The sequence below is a fragment of the Spongiibacter thalassae genome (assembly GCF_012272835.1).
GTDB lineage: Bacteria > Pseudomonadota > Gammaproteobacteria > Pseudomonadales > Spongiibacteraceae > Spongiibacter > Spongiibacter thalassae.
In genome coordinates, this window is sequence record NZ_JAAWWK010000002.1 from 206,988 (window position 1) to 227,739 (window position 20,752).

Here is a 20,752-nt window from a genome sequence, read left to right on the forward strand (position 1 = left end):
CCTTCTTCGAGACAGCCGCCTCAATTCATGATTGAATACACTCCCGCTTGCGAGCGGTGAAGTGTATTGACAGGAATACCGAATGAAACATGAAGCGACGGCGCGCTTGGTGATAGATGTTCCCAAGGCGCGTGCATGGGAGCTGCTGCAGGATTTGTCGATTCCACACCATTATGTTCCAGGCCTGACCGGTAGCGAAATCACCAGTGAAAAGCGCAGCGGCGTCGGCGCGAGTCGCCGTGTCTATCGCAAATCCGGCGGCTATCTCGATGAAACTGTGAGCAGTTGGCAGGATGGCGTCGGGTTTGTGCTGCGTTTGCATCGTGGTGCCAAGGGGCCGGGAATACCGTTTTCAGAGGCTCAGTTTCGCTACCGCATAGAAGATGCCGGCAGCGGCACCACTGCCCTGACAGTGAGTTTGCTGTGTACCCTGCGCTGGGGTGCCTTGGGTCGTTTCCTATACAGCCGCCTGCTTTACCGAATCTTTCGCCACGTTGTTCACGATATTGCCCTGAGTGCCAAACGTTACTATGAAACCGGCGAACCGGTGTCGCAGGACGCGTTGCGACAATTGAAATTACACGCGAAGCGGGGGGCGTAATGGACGCACTGGCACTACTACAACAGCGCAATTCGGCAAGTAAACTCTGCGAGCCGGCGCCGACAGCAGCGGAGCTTACTGAAATATTTACCGCGGCAAACCGGGCGCCTGACCACGCGCGCTTGCGTCCCTGGCGCTTTCGAGTGGTCGAGGGGCAGGCGCGGGCCCGTCTGGGCGAGGTGTTTGTCCAGGCAGCGCTAAAGCGCAACAGCAACATCGGCGAGGCGGAATTGGATAAATATCGCCGCCAACCCCTGCGCGCGCCGATGTTGATGGTGGTGTCGGCGGTAATTCAGGAGCATCCCAAGGTGCCTGCGGTTGAGCAGCGGTTGTCAGCGGGGTGTGCGGCCTTTGCCGCCTTGCTGGCACTGGAAGCGATGGGTTACGCCGGTATCTGGCGTACTGGTGGTCATGCCTTTGACCGAAATGTCATGGATGGCATAGGGCTTCTGGCAAATGAAGAAATTATCGGCTTTCTTTATATTGGCACGCGGGACGGTCTACCCAAGCCCCTCCCGGAAATTTCACCCGCCGAATTTGTCGAGACCTGGACCGGACTATGAACACAATTGAACCCCCCGTATACACCACCCTGGCACTTCGCATGGAGCAGCACGTGCTGTGGGTGGCGCTAAACCGGCCGGACAAGGCCAACGCGATGAACGAACCGATGTGGGAAGAGCTGCAGGCATGCTTCGAGTGGGCGGATGGCGAGCCCTGTGTGCGTGTTGTCGTTCTGTGTGGAGAAGGTAAAAATTTCTGCGCCGGTATCGACCTGGGTATGTTCGCCGGATTGGCGACCCACATGGAAAGCATCCCTGAGGCGAGCCGTCGTATTGAGTGGTTCCGTCGGCGCATCAAACAATTGCAGGGTAATCTGACTGCGATCGAACAGTGCCGTAAACCGGTGATTGCGGCGGTGCATGGCAATTGTATCGGCGGCGGAATAGATATGATCTCCGCCTGTGATATGCGCTTCAGTTCGGCGGCAGCGGTGTATTCCATCAAGGAAATTGATATTGGTATTGTCGCCGATGTCGGCACCCTGCAACGGTTACCGAAATTAATGGCGCCGGGTATTGTGAGCGAGCTGGCTTTGTCAGGGCGTTATTTCGACGCCAGCGAGGCTGAACGTTTTGGCCTGGTCAACCGGCTGTACAACTCCTACGAAGAACTTATCGAAGGGGTGTCTGAGCTGGCCCAGATGATCGCGCGGAAGTCGCCATTGGCGGTGCGCGGTACCAAGGAAATGATCCGCTACAGCCGCGACCACAGTGTTGATGATGCATTGAATTACGTCGCCACCTGGAATGCCGGAATGCTGAGCCAGGAAGACGCGCTATTGGCGATGTCTGCGGCGGCCGGTGAAGCGCCGGACTTCAAAGATTAAAGGTTGTTAACAGGCCCTCGTCTGCTTAGGCGATGGTCTGTTTGGCAGGTCCGGGTAAGCTACCCCAATCCCATCGCGCTACCGGCTATGCCATAGCCGTGCCGCGACTTATTCGAATAAATACGATGCAGAACAATACGATATTCCGAACGCCAGTTGTCGCGCCGCTGTTTCGCGCTGTGTTCAGAGCAATAATCTTTATCCTCGGGTGGAAAATCGTCGGTGACCGACCGAAGGAGAAGAAGTGCCTGTTGATCGCTGTGCCCCATACCAGCAACTGGGACTTTCCCGCGATGATGGCAGTGGCCTTTACGCTGCGCCTTCCGGTGAACTGGATGGGCAAGCACACTCTGTTTCCGGCGGGCCCACTGGGGGCAATCATGCGCTGGTTTGGCGGGATTTCTATAGATCGACGCAAAAGCCACAACACTGTTGAACAAATGGCGGAGGCCTATCAGCAGCGCGACGAGCTGATGCTCATCATTACGCCGGAGGGGACCCGCAGCGAGGTAGAACGTTGGAAGGGCGGGTTTTATCACATTGCCGTTGCGGCGGGGGTGCCCATCTACCTGGGCTTTGTTGATGTGGCAACCAAAACCGCTGGTGTGGGGCCCGCTTTTTATCCCACCGGGGACTACGAGGCAGATTTGCGGGAAATGATGGCCTTTTACGAGGGCAAGCAGGGGTTTCGCCGGCGCTGATTGTCGTCGTTCCCCGGTGCGCGGTAATGCGCGGCTGATCGCAAACTAACAATAACGATATTGCACATTGGGGAGCACTATGAAATCCATTTACAGGTGGGCGAAATTGCTATTGCTTGCCGCCTCGGCAGGCGCGGCATGGCCTGTGTGGTCGCTGTCGCCGACCGACGTCAACACCGACACCATCAAGGCCAATACGCCAGAGCATTGGCTGTCCTACGGCAAGGACTACAACGAGCAGCGCTATAGCGAATTGGCGCAGATTCACACCCACAACGTCGGCGATCTCGGCCTGGCCTGGGCCTTCGATACGGATTTTAACCGCGGCCTTGAAGCGACCCCGATTGTGGTTGACGGGGTGATGTACCTCACCGGCAACTGGAGTGTGGTGTACGCACTGGAGGCGCGCAGCGGCAAACTCCTGTGGAAGTATGATCCTAAAGTGCCCAGAGAATGGGCAAAGATGGCCTGCTGCGACGTGGTCAACCGCGGAGTGGCGGTGTATGAAGGCAAGGTGATTGTCGGCACCCTGGATGCCAGACTGGTGGCGCTGGATGCCCGCGATGGCTCGCCGTTGTGGTCGGTACAGGCGGCCGATATTACTGAGTACCCCTATACCATTACCGGTGCGCCGAGGGTGGCCAAGGGTCTGGTGTACATCGGCAATGGCGGCGCGGAGTACGGTGTGCGTGGTTCGGTCAGTGCCTTTGATGTCAACACCGGTGAGCTGCGCTGGCGCTTTTATACGGTTCCCGGCGATCCCGCAAAGGGTTTTGAAAACAACGCTATGGCCGCGGCCGCGACGACCTGGACGGGGGAGTGGTGGAAGTCGGGGGGCGGCGGTACCGTTTGGGACTCCATTGTCTACGACCCGGAACTTGACCAACTTTATATCGGCGTGGGTAATGGCTCCCCGTGGAATCACAAAGTTCGCAGCCCTGAGGGCGGCGATAACCTTTATCTATCCTCAGTGGTTGCACTCGACCCGGATACCGGTGACTACCTGTGGCATTACCAGGAGACGCCGGGGGAGAGTTGGGACTACACCGCGACCCAGCACATCATGCTGGCAACGATGGAGTTTGAAGGGCGTTCCCGAAAGGTCATCTGGCATGCCCCGAAAAACGGCTTCTTTTTTGTCATCGATCGGGAGTCCGGCGAACTGTTGTCTGCCGATCCGTACACCAAAGTGAATTGGGCAAGCCATTATGATATGGCGACGGGGCGACCTGTTGAAACCGATAATGCCCGCTATGAGGACGGGTTGGCTTTGGTAAGACCGTCGTCGATGGGCGCCCACAACTGGCAGCCAATGGCTTACAGCCCGCAGACCGGCTATGTTTACATTCCGGTGATTGATGCGCTGTTTGGCTACCAAGACGCTGCGGAATACGTTCACCAGTGGGGACAGTGGAACCTCGGTGTGCCACTGGAGCAGGAGGCCTTGCCAGACCCGATTCTTGCCCAGCTTATGGTCAGGAAGATGACCCGGGGAGCATTGCTTGCCTGGGACCCGAAATCCCGGCAGGCGGCGTGGCGACTGGAACATACCCTTACCTGGAACGGAGGCTTGCTGGCGACAGCCGGGGGGCTGGTCTTTCAGGGCACCGCCGACGGACAGGTGATCGCCGTTCGGGCCGACACCGGCAAATCATTGTGGTCCTTCGATGCCAAAACCGGTGTGATGGGCTCGCCGGTAACCTATGCGGTTGACGGCGAACAATATGTCACCATTCTTGCCGGTTGGGGCGGGGCATTTGGCCTGATTGGCGGATTGGAGCGCACTGAGGCACCGCCGCCAAGTCGGGTACTCACCTTTAAACTGGGTGCGGCAGGGACCTTGCCGGACAATCCCCCCAAGCAGATTCACGAGCCGCCCGCGCGGATAACCGAAGATGCTGAGGTCTTGACCCGAGGCCGCCAGCTCTATTTCAAATACTGCGCGGGATGCCACGGTAATGATGTTATCGCCAACGGCGCGATACCGGACTTGCGTCACCTGCCCCGGGCATTTCACGACAACTTCAATGCCATTGTCCTCGATGGTGCCATGCGTAAATTGGGCATGGTCGGTTTTGGCGATGTGCTGAGCGAGAAAGATGCGCTGGCCGTGCATGCCTACATCCTTGAGCAGGCCAATATCGACAGCGAATTGCGCGCTCAGCCCCACTGGTGGCGGCAGGTTAAACATTGGCTGTTCGGGCTGCTGGCCGAGGTGCTCAGCTGGTTTTTTTAAGATTACAAAATAGGTGATCGTCAATGTACAGACGCATTGTGCTCAAGAAATTTGGTGGTCCTGAACAGCTGGAGTTACGTGAAGAGCCGGTGTTGCCGGAGCCTTCTGTGGGACAGTTGAGGGTGAAGGTGTCGGCCGCAGGGGTGGGGTTCACCGACACCATTGTGCGGCAGGGCCAATATGTGGGCGTGAAGGACAAGCCGCCCTTTACACCGGGCTATGACTGGTACGGTGTTGTGGACGCGGTGGGGGACGGAGTAGAGGGATTTGCCATTGGCGACACCGTGGCTGATATGCCGGTTATTGGCTCGTACACGGAATATCTCTGTGTTGCCGCGGATCGAGTGGTAAAAACCCCGCCGGGCCTGGACCCGGCAGAGGCGGTAGCCATGATTCTTTCCTATACCACTGCCTATCAAATGCTTCATCGCGAAGTGTCGCTGACACCTGGGCAAAGTTGCTTGATTCACGCCGCCGGGGGCGCGGTGGGCACCGCAGTGCTTGAGTTGGGGCGGATGATGGGGCTGACCTTGTACGGCACAGGCTCGCCATCGAAGAAGGCTGTAATAGAGGGCTTTGGCGCCCATCATATCGATTACACCCGCGGTGATGTGCAGGCTCAACTGATGGCGGCGACCGACGGCCAGGGCGTTGATCTGGTGCTGGATACCCTCGGAGCCCACAGCTGGACCGAGTCCTACCGCTGTTTAAAAAAAGGCGGTACCTTGCTGGGCTTTGGCGCGATGCACTTGACGACTGGGCAGGCGTCTACGGCGTCGGTAATCATGGGTTTCGCCAAGCTGTTGGCGCTGTGGAAATGCCTTCCCGATGGCCGCCACACCGGGTTTTACAATATTCAGTCGCGGCGGGAGAAGCACCCCGAGGAATTTAAAGCGGATGTCGCTGAGTTGCTGGGCTGGCTGGCGCAGGGAAAGCTCAAGCCCGTGGTCTCTGCGCGCTGCACCATGGCTGATATTGGCGCCCTCCACCGACGGCTGGACAGTGGCGATGTGGTGGGCAAGGCGGCGTTGTTAATGGGCTAACGGCGGCTTGGTTAATTTGCTATGATCGTGCGGCTACCCCAAACAAAGATACGCTTTTGCCTTGGGTGGGTGATAGGGTGTGGTGTTAAACACCGGCAGGCCGACTCATAAACGCGAGGAGCGAAGGGCGCATGCGATCAGAGGACTCAAACGTGTCGATAGACGAAGGTCGGCGTATCGCGATGGAGCGCTTTGGTTTGAGTTCGGAAACCCGCGATTACAACATCTATCGCATTTTAAAACTGGCCAGGCGGGCCTATGGTGCCGCCGCGGTGGGGTTTTCCATTCGGGTGCGGGGCGGTGAGTCTTTTATCGCCCTCGCGGGTGCCGATTTGCGGGAGCCGACCTTTGCTACTCCAATGTGTAAAACCAGCCTGGATCAGGGACAGTTTACCCTGCTGAGCGATATCTCGGAATGGGTGGGCGATTTGGACTGTCCCTCGCTGAATCAGCTGGATTTGCGCGCGTATATCGGCATGCCGGTGCTCAGCCCTGACAAGCGGGTGATCGGGGTGATGTCGCTGTTTTTTGATCGACCGATAGAAAACTTCAGTGAAGAGGATCGCCATTTTCTCAATGACTACGTGCGTTTGCTTGAGGACTCGCTGATTATGCGCGGGCTGAGTATACGCGACCCACTCACACAGATGTTTAATCGCCGTTATATGGAGCAACAAGCCAGTATTGAGTGGCGTCGCGCTCTGCGCTTGCAAGTGCCAATTTCGGTGGCGATGATCGATGTTGATTACTTCAAACAATATAACGACAGCGCGGGTCACAGCAGTGGTGACACCACGCTGATTCACTTGGCCGAATGCATTGAAAAGCATTGCCAGCGAGCGGGGGACGCGGCGTGCCGCTATGGCGGCGAGGAATTTGCGGTGATTCTGCCATTAACCTCAGCCGATCAGGCAAAAAATCTTTGCGAGCGCATTCGCCGCGAGTTCGAGCTGCTGGCGATTCCCCATCCCGCCAGGGGGAATGAGCCGGTCACGATTTCCTGTGGAGTGACCACCAAGGAGTCGGCCAGCGAAATGGAGGGCAGCTCCATCGAGAAGAGCTTCCAGGAAGCGGACGAGGCTCTATACGGTGCCAAAGACCGGGGCCGCAATCGGGTCATGCATTTTACGGAATTCAACGATTACGCCCTTGACGACCGCTGATTTCAGCGGATTCCCTCCGGCCACCTTTCATTTTTCAATCGCGCCGCGAAGGCTTTGATACGCCTTTATTAGTATTTTTACGTATACCGCCCCGCCTTAGACGAAAAAAATCAAAAAAAAAACACTGCTAGCGATAGCGGCCAAAGCTGATCCTATGGTAACCGAAGGAATCATATTGTTAGGCTTGGGGTTTTCCACATATTCTGTGGATAACTTGGTGGGTAAGTTGTCAATTTGTGCCTCAAGCCGCGTGTTCATCGGCACTGTAACAAATTGTTCAAAAAGTGATCATTATCATAAAGTCTATAAAATACATGTGGTTACGCATATTTTGTGATGTTGGCGGTAATATTTACAGGCTAACTTCGCTTAATTCCCGGTGCGGTCTATATCTGTGAATAAGTGTTACGTCAATAGGTTGTTGGCGTAACGTGTTACCTTTTTACCCCGCCTTCACTCAGCTCGCCAAAATGGTGCGAATTATTCCGCTACCGGACCACTATAGCTGCACCCGCTGGTGCAGGTTTCACGCATTTCGATGCGCTTTAATGGTGCGAGTGCCGGTTTTAGCTGATCCCATATCCATATGGCGATATTTTCGCTGGTGGGGTTTTCCAGTCCGGGAATATCGTTAAGGTAATAGTGGTCGAGCTGGTCGATGATGGGCTTAACGGCTGCTTTAATATCGCCGAAGTCCATTATCCAGCCGCTGTGAGCCCCGGGCTCGCCACCGACGACAACACGCAGCAGAAAACTGTGGCCGTGCAGACGCGCGCATTTGTGCCCCTCGGGCACATTGGGCAGTCGGTGTGCGGCTTCAAAACTGAATTCTTTAAAAATTTCCACGGTCTGCTTCCTTGGTGTAGTAGCGTCGCCGCTCGTGTCGAGAGCTGGCGGCGCCAACGAAAAGGGCTATGGTATCAGCCCATCACACCTTATACCTAGACGCCTTAGTGCGGTGGTTTGTGGGAAGTGAAAAGGCGGCGTGAGTATTCCCGGAAAGTGTGCAAAAAATGAGCAAAATCAGGCGGATAGAGTTTTTTTCATAAAATCTTAAAAAAACTTCCCCGAAGGTTTGACAAGCAAAGTCATTCCTGTAGAATGCGCCTCACTCGAACGACACGGGGTGATTAGCTCAGCTGGGAGAGCATCTGCCTTACAAGCAGAGGGTCGGCGGTTCGATCCCGTCATCACCCACCAAGTCGAGTTTGAGTGTTAAAAGTATGCGGACCGGTAGTTCAGTTGGTTAGAATGCCGGCCTGTCACGCCGGAGGTCGCGGGTTCGAGTCCCGTCCGGTCCGCCAACTTTTACTCTGAGAGCGATCACGCTCAACGAGGTTTTGAGAGACCTTCCTTATAGCCCTGTTTCCGGGCAGAAAAATCATTCTACTGAATTTATTTGCACGCTTGCCTTGCGACCGATTTTTGTCCTATCGCGTCTGTCTGTCACTCTGAAAAACGGTAAACCTGCATTCGGCGGGAATCCACATCACCGTGGCACCCCCGGCGCGGGGTCTGTCCCCATTTCGAAGAAGGGCCAAAGGCCTCCGGTATTGCTTTTCCCCGCACTGTTCACATCGGCTTTATTGCCGCATTCTGTAGAATAGCGTCCTCTGCTCAAGGGGAGCATCAGGGGAGGTGCGATGGCCACAGGAAAAGGAATCAGCCGATTTGTCTGGCGTACTGTGCTGGTACTGCTGTTACTCAGTGTTGCGGTGGTGTTGCCGTTTCGCTGGATCGATCCACCGGCCAGTATGGTGATGCTGGAGCGCAAGTGGCAGCAGCGGGATAAGCCTTATACCATCACGCAGCAGTGGCTGAATTGGCGCGACGTACCCCGCCATGCGGCGTTAGCGGTGGTGGTCTCTGAGGATCAGAACTTTCCCCATCATTATGGCTTTGATATCGAGGCCATAAGAAAGGCAATAGCGGAGCGAGAGCGCCGCGGTCATCTGCGGGGTGCCAGTACCATCAGCCAACAGGTGGCCCGCAATATGTATCTGTGGACGAGTCGAAGTTGGCTGCGCAAGGGGCTTGAGGTGTGGTTCACTGCGCTGATTGAGCTCTGCTGGCACAAGCAGCGTATCCTGGAAGTGTATTTGAATATCGCCGAGTGGGGTGATGGCGTATTTGGTCTGGAGGCGGCCAGCCGCTATCACTTTGGCATTCCCGCGACGCAGTTGTCAGCGTGGCAGTCTGCCCTGTTGGCCTCAAGTCTGCCGAGTCCACTAAATTACGACCCCGCTGCACCGGCGCCCCATTTGCTCCGGCGCGCCAGATGGAACCTGGGCCAGCAACAGCGCCTGGGGTCGAAGTGGCTGGTGAGCCTTGAGAAATAAGGTTTCGGGGTCTGTCCCCGCTTTTTGGGGACAGACCCCATGGTGGAGTCATTCCATTGGCGTCGTTCGACACAGAGTGTCACCACACTGCTATTACCGATCATGATCCTGGACGTACTCTTGTTATCGGATTAATTCGATAATAATTCAGTCGGAGTCAAGGATGCCTGTTTCTACAAGCTGCGTGCGTGGCGCGTTTGCCGCCCTCCTGTTTGGCGTCACGCTGGGAGGATGTGGCGGTGGTTCCTCGTCATCATCTCCCAGCAGTAGTAATGATCTCGCCGTGCCAGGTTCCGGTGCGGCAGATTTTACTACGGGGGCCTTCCTTGATGGCCCCGTTGGTGGTTTGCGTTATCGCCTTAATGGCAGCGACAGTACCTTCGAGACGAATGCCAAGGGGCAATTCCGCTACCAGCCGGGTGACCAGGTCACTTTTATGATCGGTGGCGTAACCCTGGGGCCTGTCGCTCCGGCCACAGTGGTGACCCCTGCAATGATTGCGAATGGTCTGCCGGGCAGCCTCAGCGAGCGCGAACAGGCGGGGATAAATATCGCTCGTGTGATGATGACCCTGGACTTCGACGGCGATCCGGAAAACGGCATTACCTTGTGGCCGGCCTTGCACCGACTGGCCGCCGACCTCACTTTGGCGCCCGCTGACTGGGGTTCGGAAGATTTTGACGCTATGGCTTTAGCGGGCTTTGCCCGCCAGATCAGTGTCGAAAGAGGGCGCGGCGCTAGTCTGGTTAGCGATGACGTGGCGCGGCGCCATTTGGCAACGGTGGCCAGGGATTTGCGCGATGGTCGCTTTGATGGCGATGGCGGGGCAGATGGTGACCGCGATGGTGTGAATGATGTCGCGGACCGCTGCCCACTGGTCGGCGGTATGATGGCGTTTGAGGGTTGCCCCGATCAGCAATCGCTAAATGATGATAGTGACGGTGATGGTGTCGTCAACGTAGACGACAACTGCCCGGCGGTTACCAACGCCGAGCAGGGCGATCTCGACGGCGATGGTGTGGGCGATGTATGCGATCGCGACATTGATGGTGACGGCCTCTCTAATGACGCTGAAACCCGGCTCGGGCTCGATCCGCGCAATGTCGATTCCGACCGCGACACCGTTGCGGACGGTGACGACGCCTTTCCCCTGAGTAATCAGTACAGCAAAGACAGCGATATTGATGGTATCGCCGACGATCTGGATTTATGCCCATTGCATGACACCGGTGAGTCGGCGGATCAGCAGGCCGATGTCGATGGTGATCGTCTGGGTGATGCCTGTGACAACGAAGACAATCGCGACAGCGACGGGGACGGTATTCAGAACCATGCCGATGACTGTCCGTCCACGCAGAATAGCGATGGCCTGGATGCCAAAGGCTGTGCGGATTCCGATCGCGCCGCCAATGACCTGGATGGCGATGGCGTCGATAATGACGCCGATGTGTGTCCTGCCACCTCCCGTGACAGTGTCGCCGACGTTGATGGCCAAGGTTGTGCACCGGAGCAGCGTGACAGTGATGAGGATGGCATTGACGACCGCGCCGATGGGTGTCCGGGCAGTGCCAGCGGCGAGCCTGTCGACAGCGCAGGGTGTGATGCCAGCCAAAAAGACAGCGATGGTGACGGTGTTGCAGACAGCGACGATGACTTTCCGAGCGACCCCAATGAAAGCGGCGACAGCGATGGCGACGGCATTGGTGACGCCACTGATAATTGCCCCGACACCCGTAATGCAGGGCAACAGGACTCCGATGGCGACCTGATCGGAGATGCCTGTGACACCCAGGACAATGCGGACACCGATGGCGATGGGGTTGAAAACCACCTCGATAATTGTCCTCTGGTGGCGAATGCCGAGCAGGCCGATCAGGATGGCAACAATGTGGGGGATGCCTGTGAGGCAGATCCGCTGTTTGATTTTTTCGAGGCCAATGTGCACAGCAGTCTGACCATCTGCCGGGCCTGTCATGTACCTGAAGGCGTTGCCGATACTGACGATGGGCGCACTTTTCAGATGGCAAAGCAGGTGTCGGTGCGCGCTGATTTTGATCAGTTGTACCGCGACTGGACCGCCTTGGGCGGGGGTGTTCTCAGCAATCCGATATTGTTCAAAGCGAGCAATAGTCGGGCAACGGATCCCCACTCCGGCGGCAGGCAGTGGGACGTCGATAGCGCGCCGTATAACAATATGGCCCAACTGCTGAGCTGCTGGGAGGACCCGACCCAGTGCGACCTGATCGAACAAGCGCAGGAAGAACCGTTGCCCCTTTTGGGCAGTGCCCGGGGCGGCCATATCTGGTTTGATTACTGCGAGGGTGTGGTGGATGAAACTGGCCGACGCGTGTTGGGTCAGGATGGGCGCGCCATAACCCAACAGCAGGCAGCGGCTCGCAGCGACGATGCAATGTTGCCGCCGGATCCACGCGCTTTGGTGCTGCCGGGGGTGAACCAGGGCGACATCTTTGTTCCGGGTGATGAGAATGCGGTGGCGTTTAATGCCTTCTGGAAAAATTGCCATATTGATGAAGATGGCGATGGTGTTCCGGAAAATCTGCAGGCCACAGCGGAGGGTGTTATCACCGAAAAGGCCCACCCGAAAACCTGTGGTGATCTGCGCCTGAGTATTGCGCGGGGCAAAGTGGTGATGGGGGTGACTCAACTGCCTCCGCCGGAAATGTTGCCGGATTGCTCCCTGCCGGAAAATATTGCGTCGAGTCCCTACTGTAATACCCTTGGTGAACTGATTCGGCCGGGTTCTACCTTTGCGGCTTATGATCACGACAATGCCGGAGCGATTGCTGCCGATGCCTACAACCTGCTTTACAAGGTTTGGAATTCGGGCGCAGAGAGTCGCCCGGAGAATTTTGATCGCATTGCCGCAGAGCGTTATGGCATGGGCTGGGATAGCAAGGTGGATAATCCCTATCCACTGCCCGGTGAGAACCCCAATGATCCCTCGACTTACCAGGACGGATCTACGCGCCTAGACAAAGGCGGCTCCGGTCAGCTCCCGGTTGGCCTGATCCAGTTGCGCGATGAGGTAGGTAACTACAGTGGCAATATCGGTATCAACTGCCAGGCCTGTCACGGTATTACCATCGGCGATGACTTTATCTGGGGCGGCGGGGGCGCGATGCTCGACCTCGGCACCTTTGGTGCCGACCTGGAAGCGGTGAATGCCTACTATTATGAGTACCTGGGCGATTTTGATCCCAATACCGACAGGCCTGTGGGTGTCGGTTTCGGCCTCGATCGCGTTGGTGTTGCCGGGCGTACCCGCGGTACCAACAATGCCCAATTTTCCAATGTGACTGCGGCGGTGGGCGCGGTTTCTTCCGATGATGGTGGCAGTCTGCTGTTTACCGAGGGCGATGCGTCCGGTGTTGTCGACGTGCTAACCAGTGGTTCTACCGCCACCGGTGATACGCCAGCCTGGTGGAACGTGGGGCGGCGCACAGTGAAATTTGTCGATGCGATGGCGCCCGCCGATGCTGTGCGTGTCGATATGGCACTGTTCTTTCCCCTGTTTGAGGTCACGCCTTCGGTGCCAGCGGGCTGTGAGCCGAGTTCGCCCGACACCTGGGCGGAGCATTGCTTTTCGGGCGGTGGAGACCAGTTTGCCGGCTTGCTCGGATTCGATACCGGTCCCTGTGACGCCTCGGCCTTCGATTTTGCCAACAATGATGCTCGCGCCGACTGTTTTCTGCACGGCTGGCGGGAGTTCAGTGAGCGCGTTGGTGTGGACTACTCGCCGAGTGAGGAGTGTGAGGCGTACCTTTATCAGCCGTTGAACCCCCAGGCGTGGATGGCCTGTGGCTTCCGCCAGAGCCCCTTCGGTGAGGGGATGGAAGAAAGCGACTGGTATCGCTTCTTTAATGCCATATTCGGCGTGTCTTCGGGAGGTGCAGAGCCCGGTCAGCCGTCATTCCCCAATTTCAGCGAGCAGGAGCGTCAAAACCAGTTTGAAGCTGCGGTGCGCTGGGTCGGTGAAAATGCGCAATACGCCGACCACTGGTTAATGACACTGAAATCCCCGGCCTATCCCGAAGCGTTGATCGACACCGGATTGGCGGAAGTGGGTGCCATTCTGTTTCACGAGAAAGACCTGTGGGCCGGGCGCGAAAACGCCGCTGACCTCGTTGAAATGAAGACAAAAGGCTACGCGGGAAATGGCTCCTGTGCCAGTTGTCACGGGGCGTACTCACCCCGTTATGTCAACGATGAGCGCTACCTGGATGACCCGATGCTGGAAGGCCTCGCCAGCTACGTCACTCCTATTAACGCCATCGGCACAGATCGTGTGCGTTTTGATACCTATATGGCGTCCAGCTACGATTTCGAGTCGGCGCAGGCCAGCGGAGAAATCGGTGGTATTTCCGAGGGCAGTCACCAGTCGGGGGTCAATAAGGCGAATTCGGAAGAGTATATTTTTTACGCCGAGACCGAGGGCCTGAACCCCGATGGCGGGAACTTTGCCGAAGGGGATTGCCGGGCGCAGAACGTGACGGCTCAGCAACGTGATCACCTGGGCAGAGAGCGGCCACTGGGTTATACCGCTCCGCCGCTCTACGGCGTCTGGGCGACGGCGCCGTATCTGCATAATGGCTCGGTACCGACCATAGAGACGCTGTTAAACTCTGCGGCTCGCCCGAAGGTATGGCGTCGCAAGTCAAAGCCGAACACCCTCGGTGAGGAGTACGTGATGGGCTACGATTCAGCGCTATCGGCCTACGATCACCAAGCGATGGGCTGGCAGTTTGAGGTGCTGGATTGCAGTAGTAATGTGACCACCTGCAGTGTGAACGATATGTTGATGTCCGCGGCAAAACCGGTGGTGACGGAGGTGTACGGCAATGTGCTGCTGAGCTGGAACGTGACGACGCCGCCGGTACTGAGCAATGACGATGTGGAGAAGCGCAAGATCTACAACACGACACTGCATAGCCAGAGTAATAGTGGTCATGCTTTTACCGACGTGCTCACCAAAACGGAGCGCCAGGCCATCATTGAATACCTGAAAACCCTGTGACGGTATCGCCCGCGCCGCAATTCGCGGGTGATTTACTATTAATGTGAATGGCGGTCATGCACGACCTCCGTTTCACGTTATAGTATTCAGAGTTGCCGCGATAATTGAGGGTTGATTTTGGGTGCTGTCACAGAAGCCATCGTATTTTTCGATGACGATGTTGTTGTCAAGGAAATGTACTTCGCCGAGTTCGAGGCGGTACTTGACGATGTTGTCGGTATCAGTGATTTTGCCGGGCGCGATGTGCAGGCGGTTTTCGTTCAGATCAGCAGTTCCCTCAAGCTCCTCGGCGCGGTGTTTTTTGCTATCAGCTTTGACAGCCGCGGACGTATTGCCGGGCACTGGAATCTACCACTGCGCCACTTGCTGGATCACGCCGGGTTAGGACCAGACCTCGGTGCTGGGCCCATCAAAGTGGCCTGCCGCAGTGCCTGTCCGGTGTCCTGGTACCGCAGCCATCTCTGGGATCCGGAGATGAACGACAACCACAGTTTTGATCAGTTATGCGCCGCCATTGCGCGCAACCGCCTTGGCATTATCAGCGATATGCCAGTCGGCTCTGTTGCGGGGAATGTCTCACCGTTTTTCAGTGTTCCGCCGTCGCCGGCTCCCGCGATGGGGAGACAACATTCCCCTACCGCCAATGACCCGGGCGCGGCCGCGAAACCCTCTCCCGGGCCGGTCTTTCATCGTCGTTACCGAGCGCGGTTGACGGCGATTCGCCACGCCGAGAAACTGCGTCTGGCCACGGTCAACGAAGCTCACCTCAATCAGATTTCAGTGCAAGAAGATCGCCATAACCGCAAGTTGGCCGAGCGCGACGAGCAGATTACGCAGCTCAAAGCCGAGTTGGCCCGGTCGAGCAAGGAAGTGAGAGCGCTGAAATTAAGGGTTACACAGCAACATGAACAATTGGCCGAAGCCAAACGCGAGCTGGAGGCGCGCATTGAAAAAGGCGGCCAGGATTATCGGGCGCAGCTTGAACAGTTCAAGCTGCGCTATGAACATGAGTTGGCTGACCGCCTCGCGGAAGAGCGGCGGCTGGCCGAGGAGCAGATTCGTCGGCGGGACGAGCAGCTCTATCAGCGCTCGACAGAGATTGTTGACCTGCGCGCGGAACTGTCACGGGTGCGCGACCAGAATGAAGAATTACTGTTAAGCGACGACGGCAAATTGCTGCGGGAAATGAGCGAAAAAGGGGTGGTGTATGTGGCTTACCACCCTGGAATAGAGCATTTGCTCATCGCCCCGGAGGAAATGCCGGTGTATTTGCGCAACCCCGTCGCTTTCGCCGCCCAGCGTTGTGGGGTGGATACTAAACACTACCAGCGTTGGTTGAGCCATTATCGTTTGCCGATCTGTCAGGCTCTGGGAGCCGATGGCGAGGTGTGTGGGGTGCCTGTCCGCAAGATTATGCGCCCCCATTTATATACCTTTGGGGAAAGTGACCGCTGTGAGGAGCATGGCAGTGCCGCAAAATGAGCAGAACGAGGGATTGATTCAGGCATTGTCGATGCCAAAGGGGCCGCAGCTGGATCTGTTGCGGCTGGATCGATTGCATGCGCTCGCCCCGGGCAATAAATGGTTCAAACTGCAGCCGAACCTGGCCAAGGCGAGGCAAATGAATGCCGGGGTGCTGGTCAGTTTTGGCGGCGCCTTTTCCAACCATTTGCACGCGCTGGCAGCGCTGGGGCACAGCGAAGGGTTTAAAACCGCGGCCTGGTTGAGAGCGACAGAGGGGACGGCGGATACGCCGACAATGCGCGATCTGCGGGACTGGGGAATGACCCTGCGTTTTTTGAGTCGCGGAGATTACCGTCGCCGTCGTGATCCGGCATTTGTGAAGTCCTTGCTGGAGGGCTTGGATCGGCCCTACCTGATTCCCGAGGGTGGGGCAAATGTGTCGGGGGCGCGAGGCTGCGCGGGGATTGTTGAGCATATTCCCGACTGTGGCGCAGACTACGACCTGATAATGCTGGCCTGTGGCACCGGTAGCACCCTGGCGGGGGTGGCCAGTGCCGTCGCCGACGGAGTCAAAGTGCTGGGGGTTCCCGCATTAAAAGCCGAACACTTCCTGGAAAAGGATATTGCGGCGATGTTGGCCAAGCTGGGTGGCGATCGCGGCAACTGGTCGCTGGATCATCGCTACTATGGCAAGGGCTTCGGGCAGATGAGTTCGGCACTGGCCTTTTTTATGCGCAGTTTTGAAGCGGAGCATGGGGTCGAGCTGGATCCGGTGTACACCGGCAAGTTGTTTCAGGCGGCGGCCGATATGCACCAGCGCGGCGAACTCGACGACTATAAGCGGGTGCTGGTGGTTCACAGCGGCGGCTTGCAGGGGCGTCGGGGCTACCCGGAACTGTTTAGCTGATACGCCGTGTGCACCCCATCGGGCCAGTTGTCGGGCACCACAAAACAGCGCTCAAGCGCCGGATTAATCAGCATTATTGGCCGTTCTTGTGCACGCCGCCAGTGGCTGTCCGTAATCGGTACAGCGCGCTCATAGTCGGCGGTTAGCCAGAGCGGTTTTTCCAGTACCCGCCAGTGGGCGCGGTTGTCGAATTCTGCCCGACGAAGCCAGTGCCCCCGCTCGTGCTCTGGGTGGAGGTCGCGGCCACTGCAGGCGGTGTCGCTGGGGTAAAACAATAATCCGGCAAGACGCAAGTGGGTGTGGCAGTGGTCTACGCCCAGCTCGCGCAGCGCATCGCGCCCGCCGTCGGTTTGGGCAAGGCGCAGTTGGTGCTCATTCAGCCGGGCGATTTTTCGGTCCAGTCTGTCGGCCCTGTTTGGCCCCAGCCAATGTTGATAGTCAATGTCGCCGCCCTGGCGGGCAAGGAAGAACTTTACCGCCAGTTCCAGGTGGACGTGTACGCCCTGTTTGCGGTCGGCCAGAATCACATCAAACTCGCCCAGGGTGCGGCCCTGCTGCCGCACCGGGAGATTGTTGGCCAATAATTCAAAGTCGGGGTCCTGGTGCAGAAAGAAATGCCACAGGGACTCGAAAACCAGGCCCAGTCGCGGGCTGTTGCAGTGCCGTGCCAGATAGTCGGTGAGGGGGCGGTCGTCGGCATCGAGTCGCGCCAACCAGGCCTGCCGTTCGGGGGTAAGAGTAAAATCGCAGCAGTGGTCACCGTCGGCAATCAAAGGGGCAGAAAAACAGCTCCAGGCCAGCGCGCGCACTGTGGGTGAACTATAGTCGTGCAGGTTGGGGTAGCGAATAGTGGTGTCCTGATGGAAATGTATCGGCGCGGGTTTGCATTCTGTTCCCGCTGACTGGTTATAATGAGCGCCCGCAAATGGCAGTGGTCAATATGGAACAATTTCGCAATATAGGGGTGATCGGCCGCGAAGGCAACGGTGTCGCCGAAACCCTGAGCAGCCTGCTTGGTTTTTTACAGCAGCGTGGCCTGACTGCGGTGCTGGACGAACAGGTGGCAAGCCTGGCTGTCGATCACGACCTCAGAATATGCAGCCGCCGCATGATCGGGGAGATTTGCGACCTGATTATTGTGGTGGGCGGCGACGGCAGTCTATTGGGCGCGGCACGCACCCTGGCGCGTCACAATGCGCCGGTATTAGGGGTTAATCGCGGTCGTCTCGGCTTTCTTACCGATATTTCGCCCGACGAAATCGAAGCCCAGGTGGGCGCGGTGCTGGACGGCCACTATTCCATTGAAAAGCGGTTTCTGCTGGACGTGGAATTGATTCGCGACGGCGAGCGGGTTGGCAAGGGCGACGCCCTCAACGACGTGGTGCTGAACTCCGGCACCTCAGGCCACATGATGGAATTCGAGCTGTTTGTCGATGGCGAATTTGTGTACCGGCAGCGTTCTGACGGGGTGATTATTTCGACTCCCACCGGCTCGACGGCCTATTCCCTTTCCGCCGGTGGGCCGATTATGCACCCACGGCTGGACGCCATCGTTATTGTGCCTATGTTTCCCCACACCCTGAGCAGCCGACCGATTGTGATCGATGGCAAGGCCGAGATCACTATGGTGGTGTGCGACAACAATACTGCACAGCCGCCGGTAACCTGCGATGGTCAGCTAAAAATGACCACGCAGCCCGGCGATATTATTCGCGTGCGCAAAAAGCCCCACAAGCTGAAGTTGATTCACCCCAGTGAGCACAGTTTTTACGCCAGTTGTCGTGACAAGCTCGGTTGGGGGGCGCATCTGCCGGCGGGGGACCTCGATGACTAGAATGGTCGCGCTGCGGGTGCCGTTGGGCGAAGACCTTGCCGCACTATCCGGTCTGTTGCGCGAGTATGGTGTCGCGCATCAGGTGACCGAGGAAAAAGGCGAGCAGGTGGTGTGGGTGCTCAGTGCCGAGCACGGCCAACAGGTTGCTGAGCTTTATAGCCGGTTACAGAGTGGTGAATTGAATATTGTCATGGCGCCGGGGCAGCCGCCGCGTCGGGTGTCTCGCTGGGAGCAGCTGCGGGAACGGCCGATGGTGGTCGTTTTGCTGCTGCTGAGCTTGGCGGGAACCCTGCTGGTGGGGGCTGATCGGCAGTTCAGTGTGGTACAGCACCTGAGTTTCTATGCGCTGGATATTCGCGCGGGGCTGGTGGTGCCGGAGTGGCCCACCGGTCAGTTCTGGCGGCTGCTGACGCCGATGTTTTTGCATTTCGGCATTTTGCACTTTGTCTTTAACGGCCTGTGGTTGTGGGAACTGGGCGGTATGATCGAAGCCCGCCAGGGCAGTGCGCGGCTACTTGGCGTAGTCCTGCTGATCGGTGCTGGTTCCAATATGGCCCAGGCGATGGCGGGGGTGTCGGTTTTCGGCGGTATGTCCGGGGTGATCTATGGTTTGCTGGGTTATATTCTGGCCTGGAACCGCCTGTGCCCTGAATACCCCTTTCCCCTGGTCAAGGGCGTGGCGGTAGTGCTGTTGGTGTGGTTGCTGATTTGCGCCGCTGGAATTACCAGCCTGCTTGGGTTGGGTCAAATAGCCAATACCGCTCATATCAGCGGCTTGCTGCTGGGGCTTGTATTGGGCGCGGCGGCCGCGCTGATTGCGCGCCGCGCTAATTGAGGCCGCGACAACGCTCTCTGTTATACTGTTTCGCTTTGCTGTAACGGCCCGTGGCGGGCCCCGGAAGACGCTATGGACTTCGATAAACTCATCGATAATCTCGACCCCACAATATACGAATCGCTGAAACGGGCGGTGGAGATCGGCAAGTGGCCCGATGGCCGCCGCCTTACTGCTCAGCAGCGGGAGCGTTGCATGGAGGCGGTGATCGCCTACGACTTTCGCCGCAAGCCGGAAACCGAGCGCGTGGGCTATGTGGATATGGGTAGCAAGGCCCAGGGCGATGTCTGTGGCGACCACGAGCACGACAAAGACAGTGATGGTGAAAAACCTCTGAAGTGGTTGGAGTAAAGATTGATGGCGCAGATGGGTATCGCCGGAATGGCGGCCAAAATGGCGACTCGGCTGGAGGGCGAAACTCCTCAGTACACCCTTACGCTGGGTGAGCGGTCGGTGGCAATGAACGCCCTGATTGGTCATTCGGTTAAACTTGAATACATTCAGCAGATCAACTGTACCCACTGTGGCCGCAAGACCAATAAAAGCTTTAGTCAGGGCTATTGCTACCCCTGCTTTCAGCGTCTGGCCCAGTGTGATACCTGTATTATGAGCCCCGAGCGGTGCCACTATGCCGAGGGCACCTGCCGCGAGCCGGAGTGGGGTGAAACCCACTGTATGATCGACCATGTGGTGTATTTGGCGAATTCTTCGGGCTTGAAGGTCGGTATTACCCGGGGCACACAGGTGCCTACGCGGTGGATCGACCAGGGCGCCGTCGCGGCACTGCCAATTTACCGGGTCAGTACAAGGTTGCAATCCGGGTTGGTGGAAACGATATACAAGGCCCATGTGGCGGACAAGACCAGCTGGCAGGCCCTGCTGAAAGGGGAGCCGCCGGCGCTGGATCTCGAGGCGCGACGGGATGAGTTGGCTGACTTGTGTGCGCCGGAAATCGCGCTGTTACAGCAGCGATTCGGCGTACAGGCGATTCAGCCATTGACGGCGGCACCGCTGCAGACGATACAGTATCCCGTCAATGAATATCCCGCAAAGGTGAAGTCCTTTAATCTGGATAAAAACCCTGTCGCCGAGGGCACCCTTATGGGCATCAAGGGTCAGTATCTGATCTTTGATACCGGTGTTATCAACATCCGCAAATACGGCGGTTACCATCTGGAAATAAGCAGCCCCGCGCTCTGAGCGC

17 protein-coding genes and 2 tRNA genes are annotated in these 20,752 nt (G+C 57.5%); 17 read left to right on the forward strand and 2 right to left on the reverse strand.

Going from position 1 to position 20,752, the window contains the following annotated elements:
* Positions 1-82 precede the first annotated feature (82 nt).
* The 7 genes from HCU74_RS05155 to HCU74_RS05185 all read left to right on the forward strand — a co-directional run bounded on the left by HCU74_RS05155 (position 83) and on the right by HCU74_RS05185 (position 7,134).
* The gene (locus HCU74_RS05155) at positions 83-601 is read left to right on the forward strand and encodes an SRPBCC family protein (protein WP_168449358.1); all 519 of its coding nucleotides are present in this window, start codon (positions 83-85) and stop codon (positions 599-601) included.
* Positions 601-1,164 (forward strand): nitroreductase family protein, encoded by a 564-nt coding sequence (locus HCU74_RS05160; protein WP_168449359.1) that lies wholly within the window; start codon positions 601-603, stop codon positions 1,162-1,164. Before HCU74_RS05155 ends, HCU74_RS05160 begins: the two co-directional genes overlap by 1 nt.
* A complete protein-coding gene (locus HCU74_RS05165) occupies positions 1,161-1,991 on the forward strand; it encodes a crotonase/enoyl-CoA hydratase family protein (RefSeq protein WP_168449360.1) in 831 nt (276 codons plus the stop codon). Before HCU74_RS05160 ends, HCU74_RS05165 begins: the two co-directional genes overlap by 4 nt.
* A gap of 125 nt (positions 1,992-2,116) precedes the next feature.
* Entirely contained in the window at positions 2,117-2,692 is a 576-nt protein-coding gene (locus HCU74_RS05170; protein WP_168449361.1) for a lysophospholipid acyltransferase family protein, read from the forward strand.
* Positions 2,693-2,771: 79 nt separating this feature from the next.
* Positions 2,772-4,928 carry a PQQ-dependent dehydrogenase, methanol/ethanol family gene (locus HCU74_RS05175; RefSeq protein ID WP_168449362.1) on the forward strand — a complete coding sequence of 719 codons (2,157 nt, stop codon included), beginning with the start codon at positions 2,772-2,774 and terminating at the stop codon, positions 4,926-4,928.
* 23 nt (positions 4,929-4,951) lie between these two features.
* A complete protein-coding gene (locus HCU74_RS05180) occupies positions 4,952-5,971 on the forward strand; it encodes a medium chain dehydrogenase/reductase family protein (protein WP_168449363.1) in 1,020 nt (339 codons plus the stop codon).
* Positions 5,972-6,102: 131 nt separating this feature from the next.
* Positions 6,103-7,134 (forward strand): diguanylate cyclase, encoded by a 1,032-nt coding sequence (locus HCU74_RS05185; protein ID WP_168449364.1) that lies wholly within the window; start codon positions 6,103-6,105, stop codon positions 7,132-7,134.
* A 480-nt stretch (positions 7,135-7,614) separates the two neighbouring features.
* Here the strand turns inward: HCU74_RS05185 and queD are convergent, their stop codons facing one another.
* Positions 7,615-7,980, reverse strand: a complete 366-nt coding sequence (gene queD, locus HCU74_RS05190; RefSeq protein ID WP_168449365.1) for a 6-carboxytetrahydropterin synthase QueD — start codon at positions 7,978-7,980, stop codon at positions 7,615-7,617.
* 278 nt (positions 7,981-8,258) lie between these two features.
* Between queD and HCU74_RS05195 the strand changes: the two genes are divergently transcribed.
* From HCU74_RS05195 to HCU74_RS05220, 6 genes are all read left to right on the forward strand, one after another.
* A tRNA-Val gene (locus tag HCU74_RS05195) sits at positions 8,259-8,334 on the forward strand.
* 27 nt (positions 8,335-8,361) lie between these two features.
* Positions 8,362-8,438: transfer RNA gene (locus tag HCU74_RS05200), tRNA-Asp, on the forward strand.
* 339 nt (positions 8,439-8,777) lie between these two features.
* The gene (gene mtgA, locus HCU74_RS05205) at positions 8,778-9,473 is read left to right on the forward strand and encodes a monofunctional biosynthetic peptidoglycan transglycosylase (protein WP_168449366.1); all 696 of its coding nucleotides are present in this window, start codon (positions 8,778-8,780) and stop codon (positions 9,471-9,473) included.
* Between the two features lie 163 nt (positions 9,474-9,636).
* Positions 9,637-14,508 carry a thrombospondin type 3 repeat-containing protein gene (locus tag HCU74_RS20175; protein WP_168449367.1) on the forward strand — a complete coding sequence of 1,624 codons (4,872 nt, stop codon included), beginning with the start codon at positions 9,637-9,639 and terminating at the stop codon, positions 14,506-14,508.
* Between the two features lie 117 nt (positions 14,509-14,625).
* On the forward strand, positions 14,626-15,990 hold the full coding sequence (locus tag HCU74_RS05215; protein ID WP_168449368.1) for a hypothetical protein: 1,365 nt from the start codon (positions 14,626-14,628) through the stop codon (positions 15,988-15,990).
* Complete coding sequence (locus tag HCU74_RS05220; protein ID WP_168449369.1) at positions 15,977-16,879, forward strand: pyridoxal-phosphate dependent enzyme; 903 nt, start codon at positions 15,977-15,979, stop codon at positions 16,877-16,879. Before HCU74_RS05215 ends, HCU74_RS05220 begins: the two co-directional genes overlap by 14 nt.
* Here HCU74_RS05220 and HCU74_RS05225 read toward each other — a convergent pair.
* Positions 16,858-17,688: a DUF1853 family protein gene (locus HCU74_RS05225; protein ID WP_168449370.1), complete on the reverse strand. Its 831-nt coding sequence runs from the start codon at positions 17,686-17,688 to the stop codon at positions 16,858-16,860. The genes HCU74_RS05220 and HCU74_RS05225 overlap by 22 nt on opposite strands.
* Positions 17,689-17,819: 131 nt before the next feature.
* Between HCU74_RS05225 and HCU74_RS05230 the strand changes: the two genes are divergently transcribed.
* The 4 genes from HCU74_RS05230 (at position 17,820) to HCU74_RS05245 (ending at position 20,748) form a co-directional block, all read left to right on the forward strand.
* Complete coding sequence (locus HCU74_RS05230) at positions 17,820-18,713, forward strand: NAD(+) kinase (protein WP_168450023.1); 894 nt, start codon at positions 17,820-17,822, stop codon at positions 18,711-18,713.
* Positions 18,706-19,548, forward strand: coding sequence for a rhomboid family intramembrane serine protease (locus HCU74_RS05235; RefSeq protein WP_168449371.1), 843 nt, complete (start codon positions 18,706-18,708; stop codon positions 19,546-19,548). Before HCU74_RS05230 ends, HCU74_RS05235 begins: the two co-directional genes overlap by 8 nt.
* Before the next feature lie 72 nt (positions 19,549-19,620).
* Complete coding sequence (locus tag HCU74_RS05240) at positions 19,621-19,899, forward strand: YeaC family protein (RefSeq protein ID WP_168449372.1); 279 nt, start codon at positions 19,621-19,623, stop codon at positions 19,897-19,899.
* A 6-nt stretch (positions 19,900-19,905) separates the two neighbouring features.
* On the forward strand, positions 19,906-20,748 hold the full coding sequence (locus HCU74_RS05245) for a DUF2797 domain-containing protein (RefSeq protein WP_168449373.1): 843 nt from the start codon (positions 19,906-19,908) through the stop codon (positions 20,746-20,748).
* Positions 20,749-20,752: the final 4 nt, after the last annotated feature.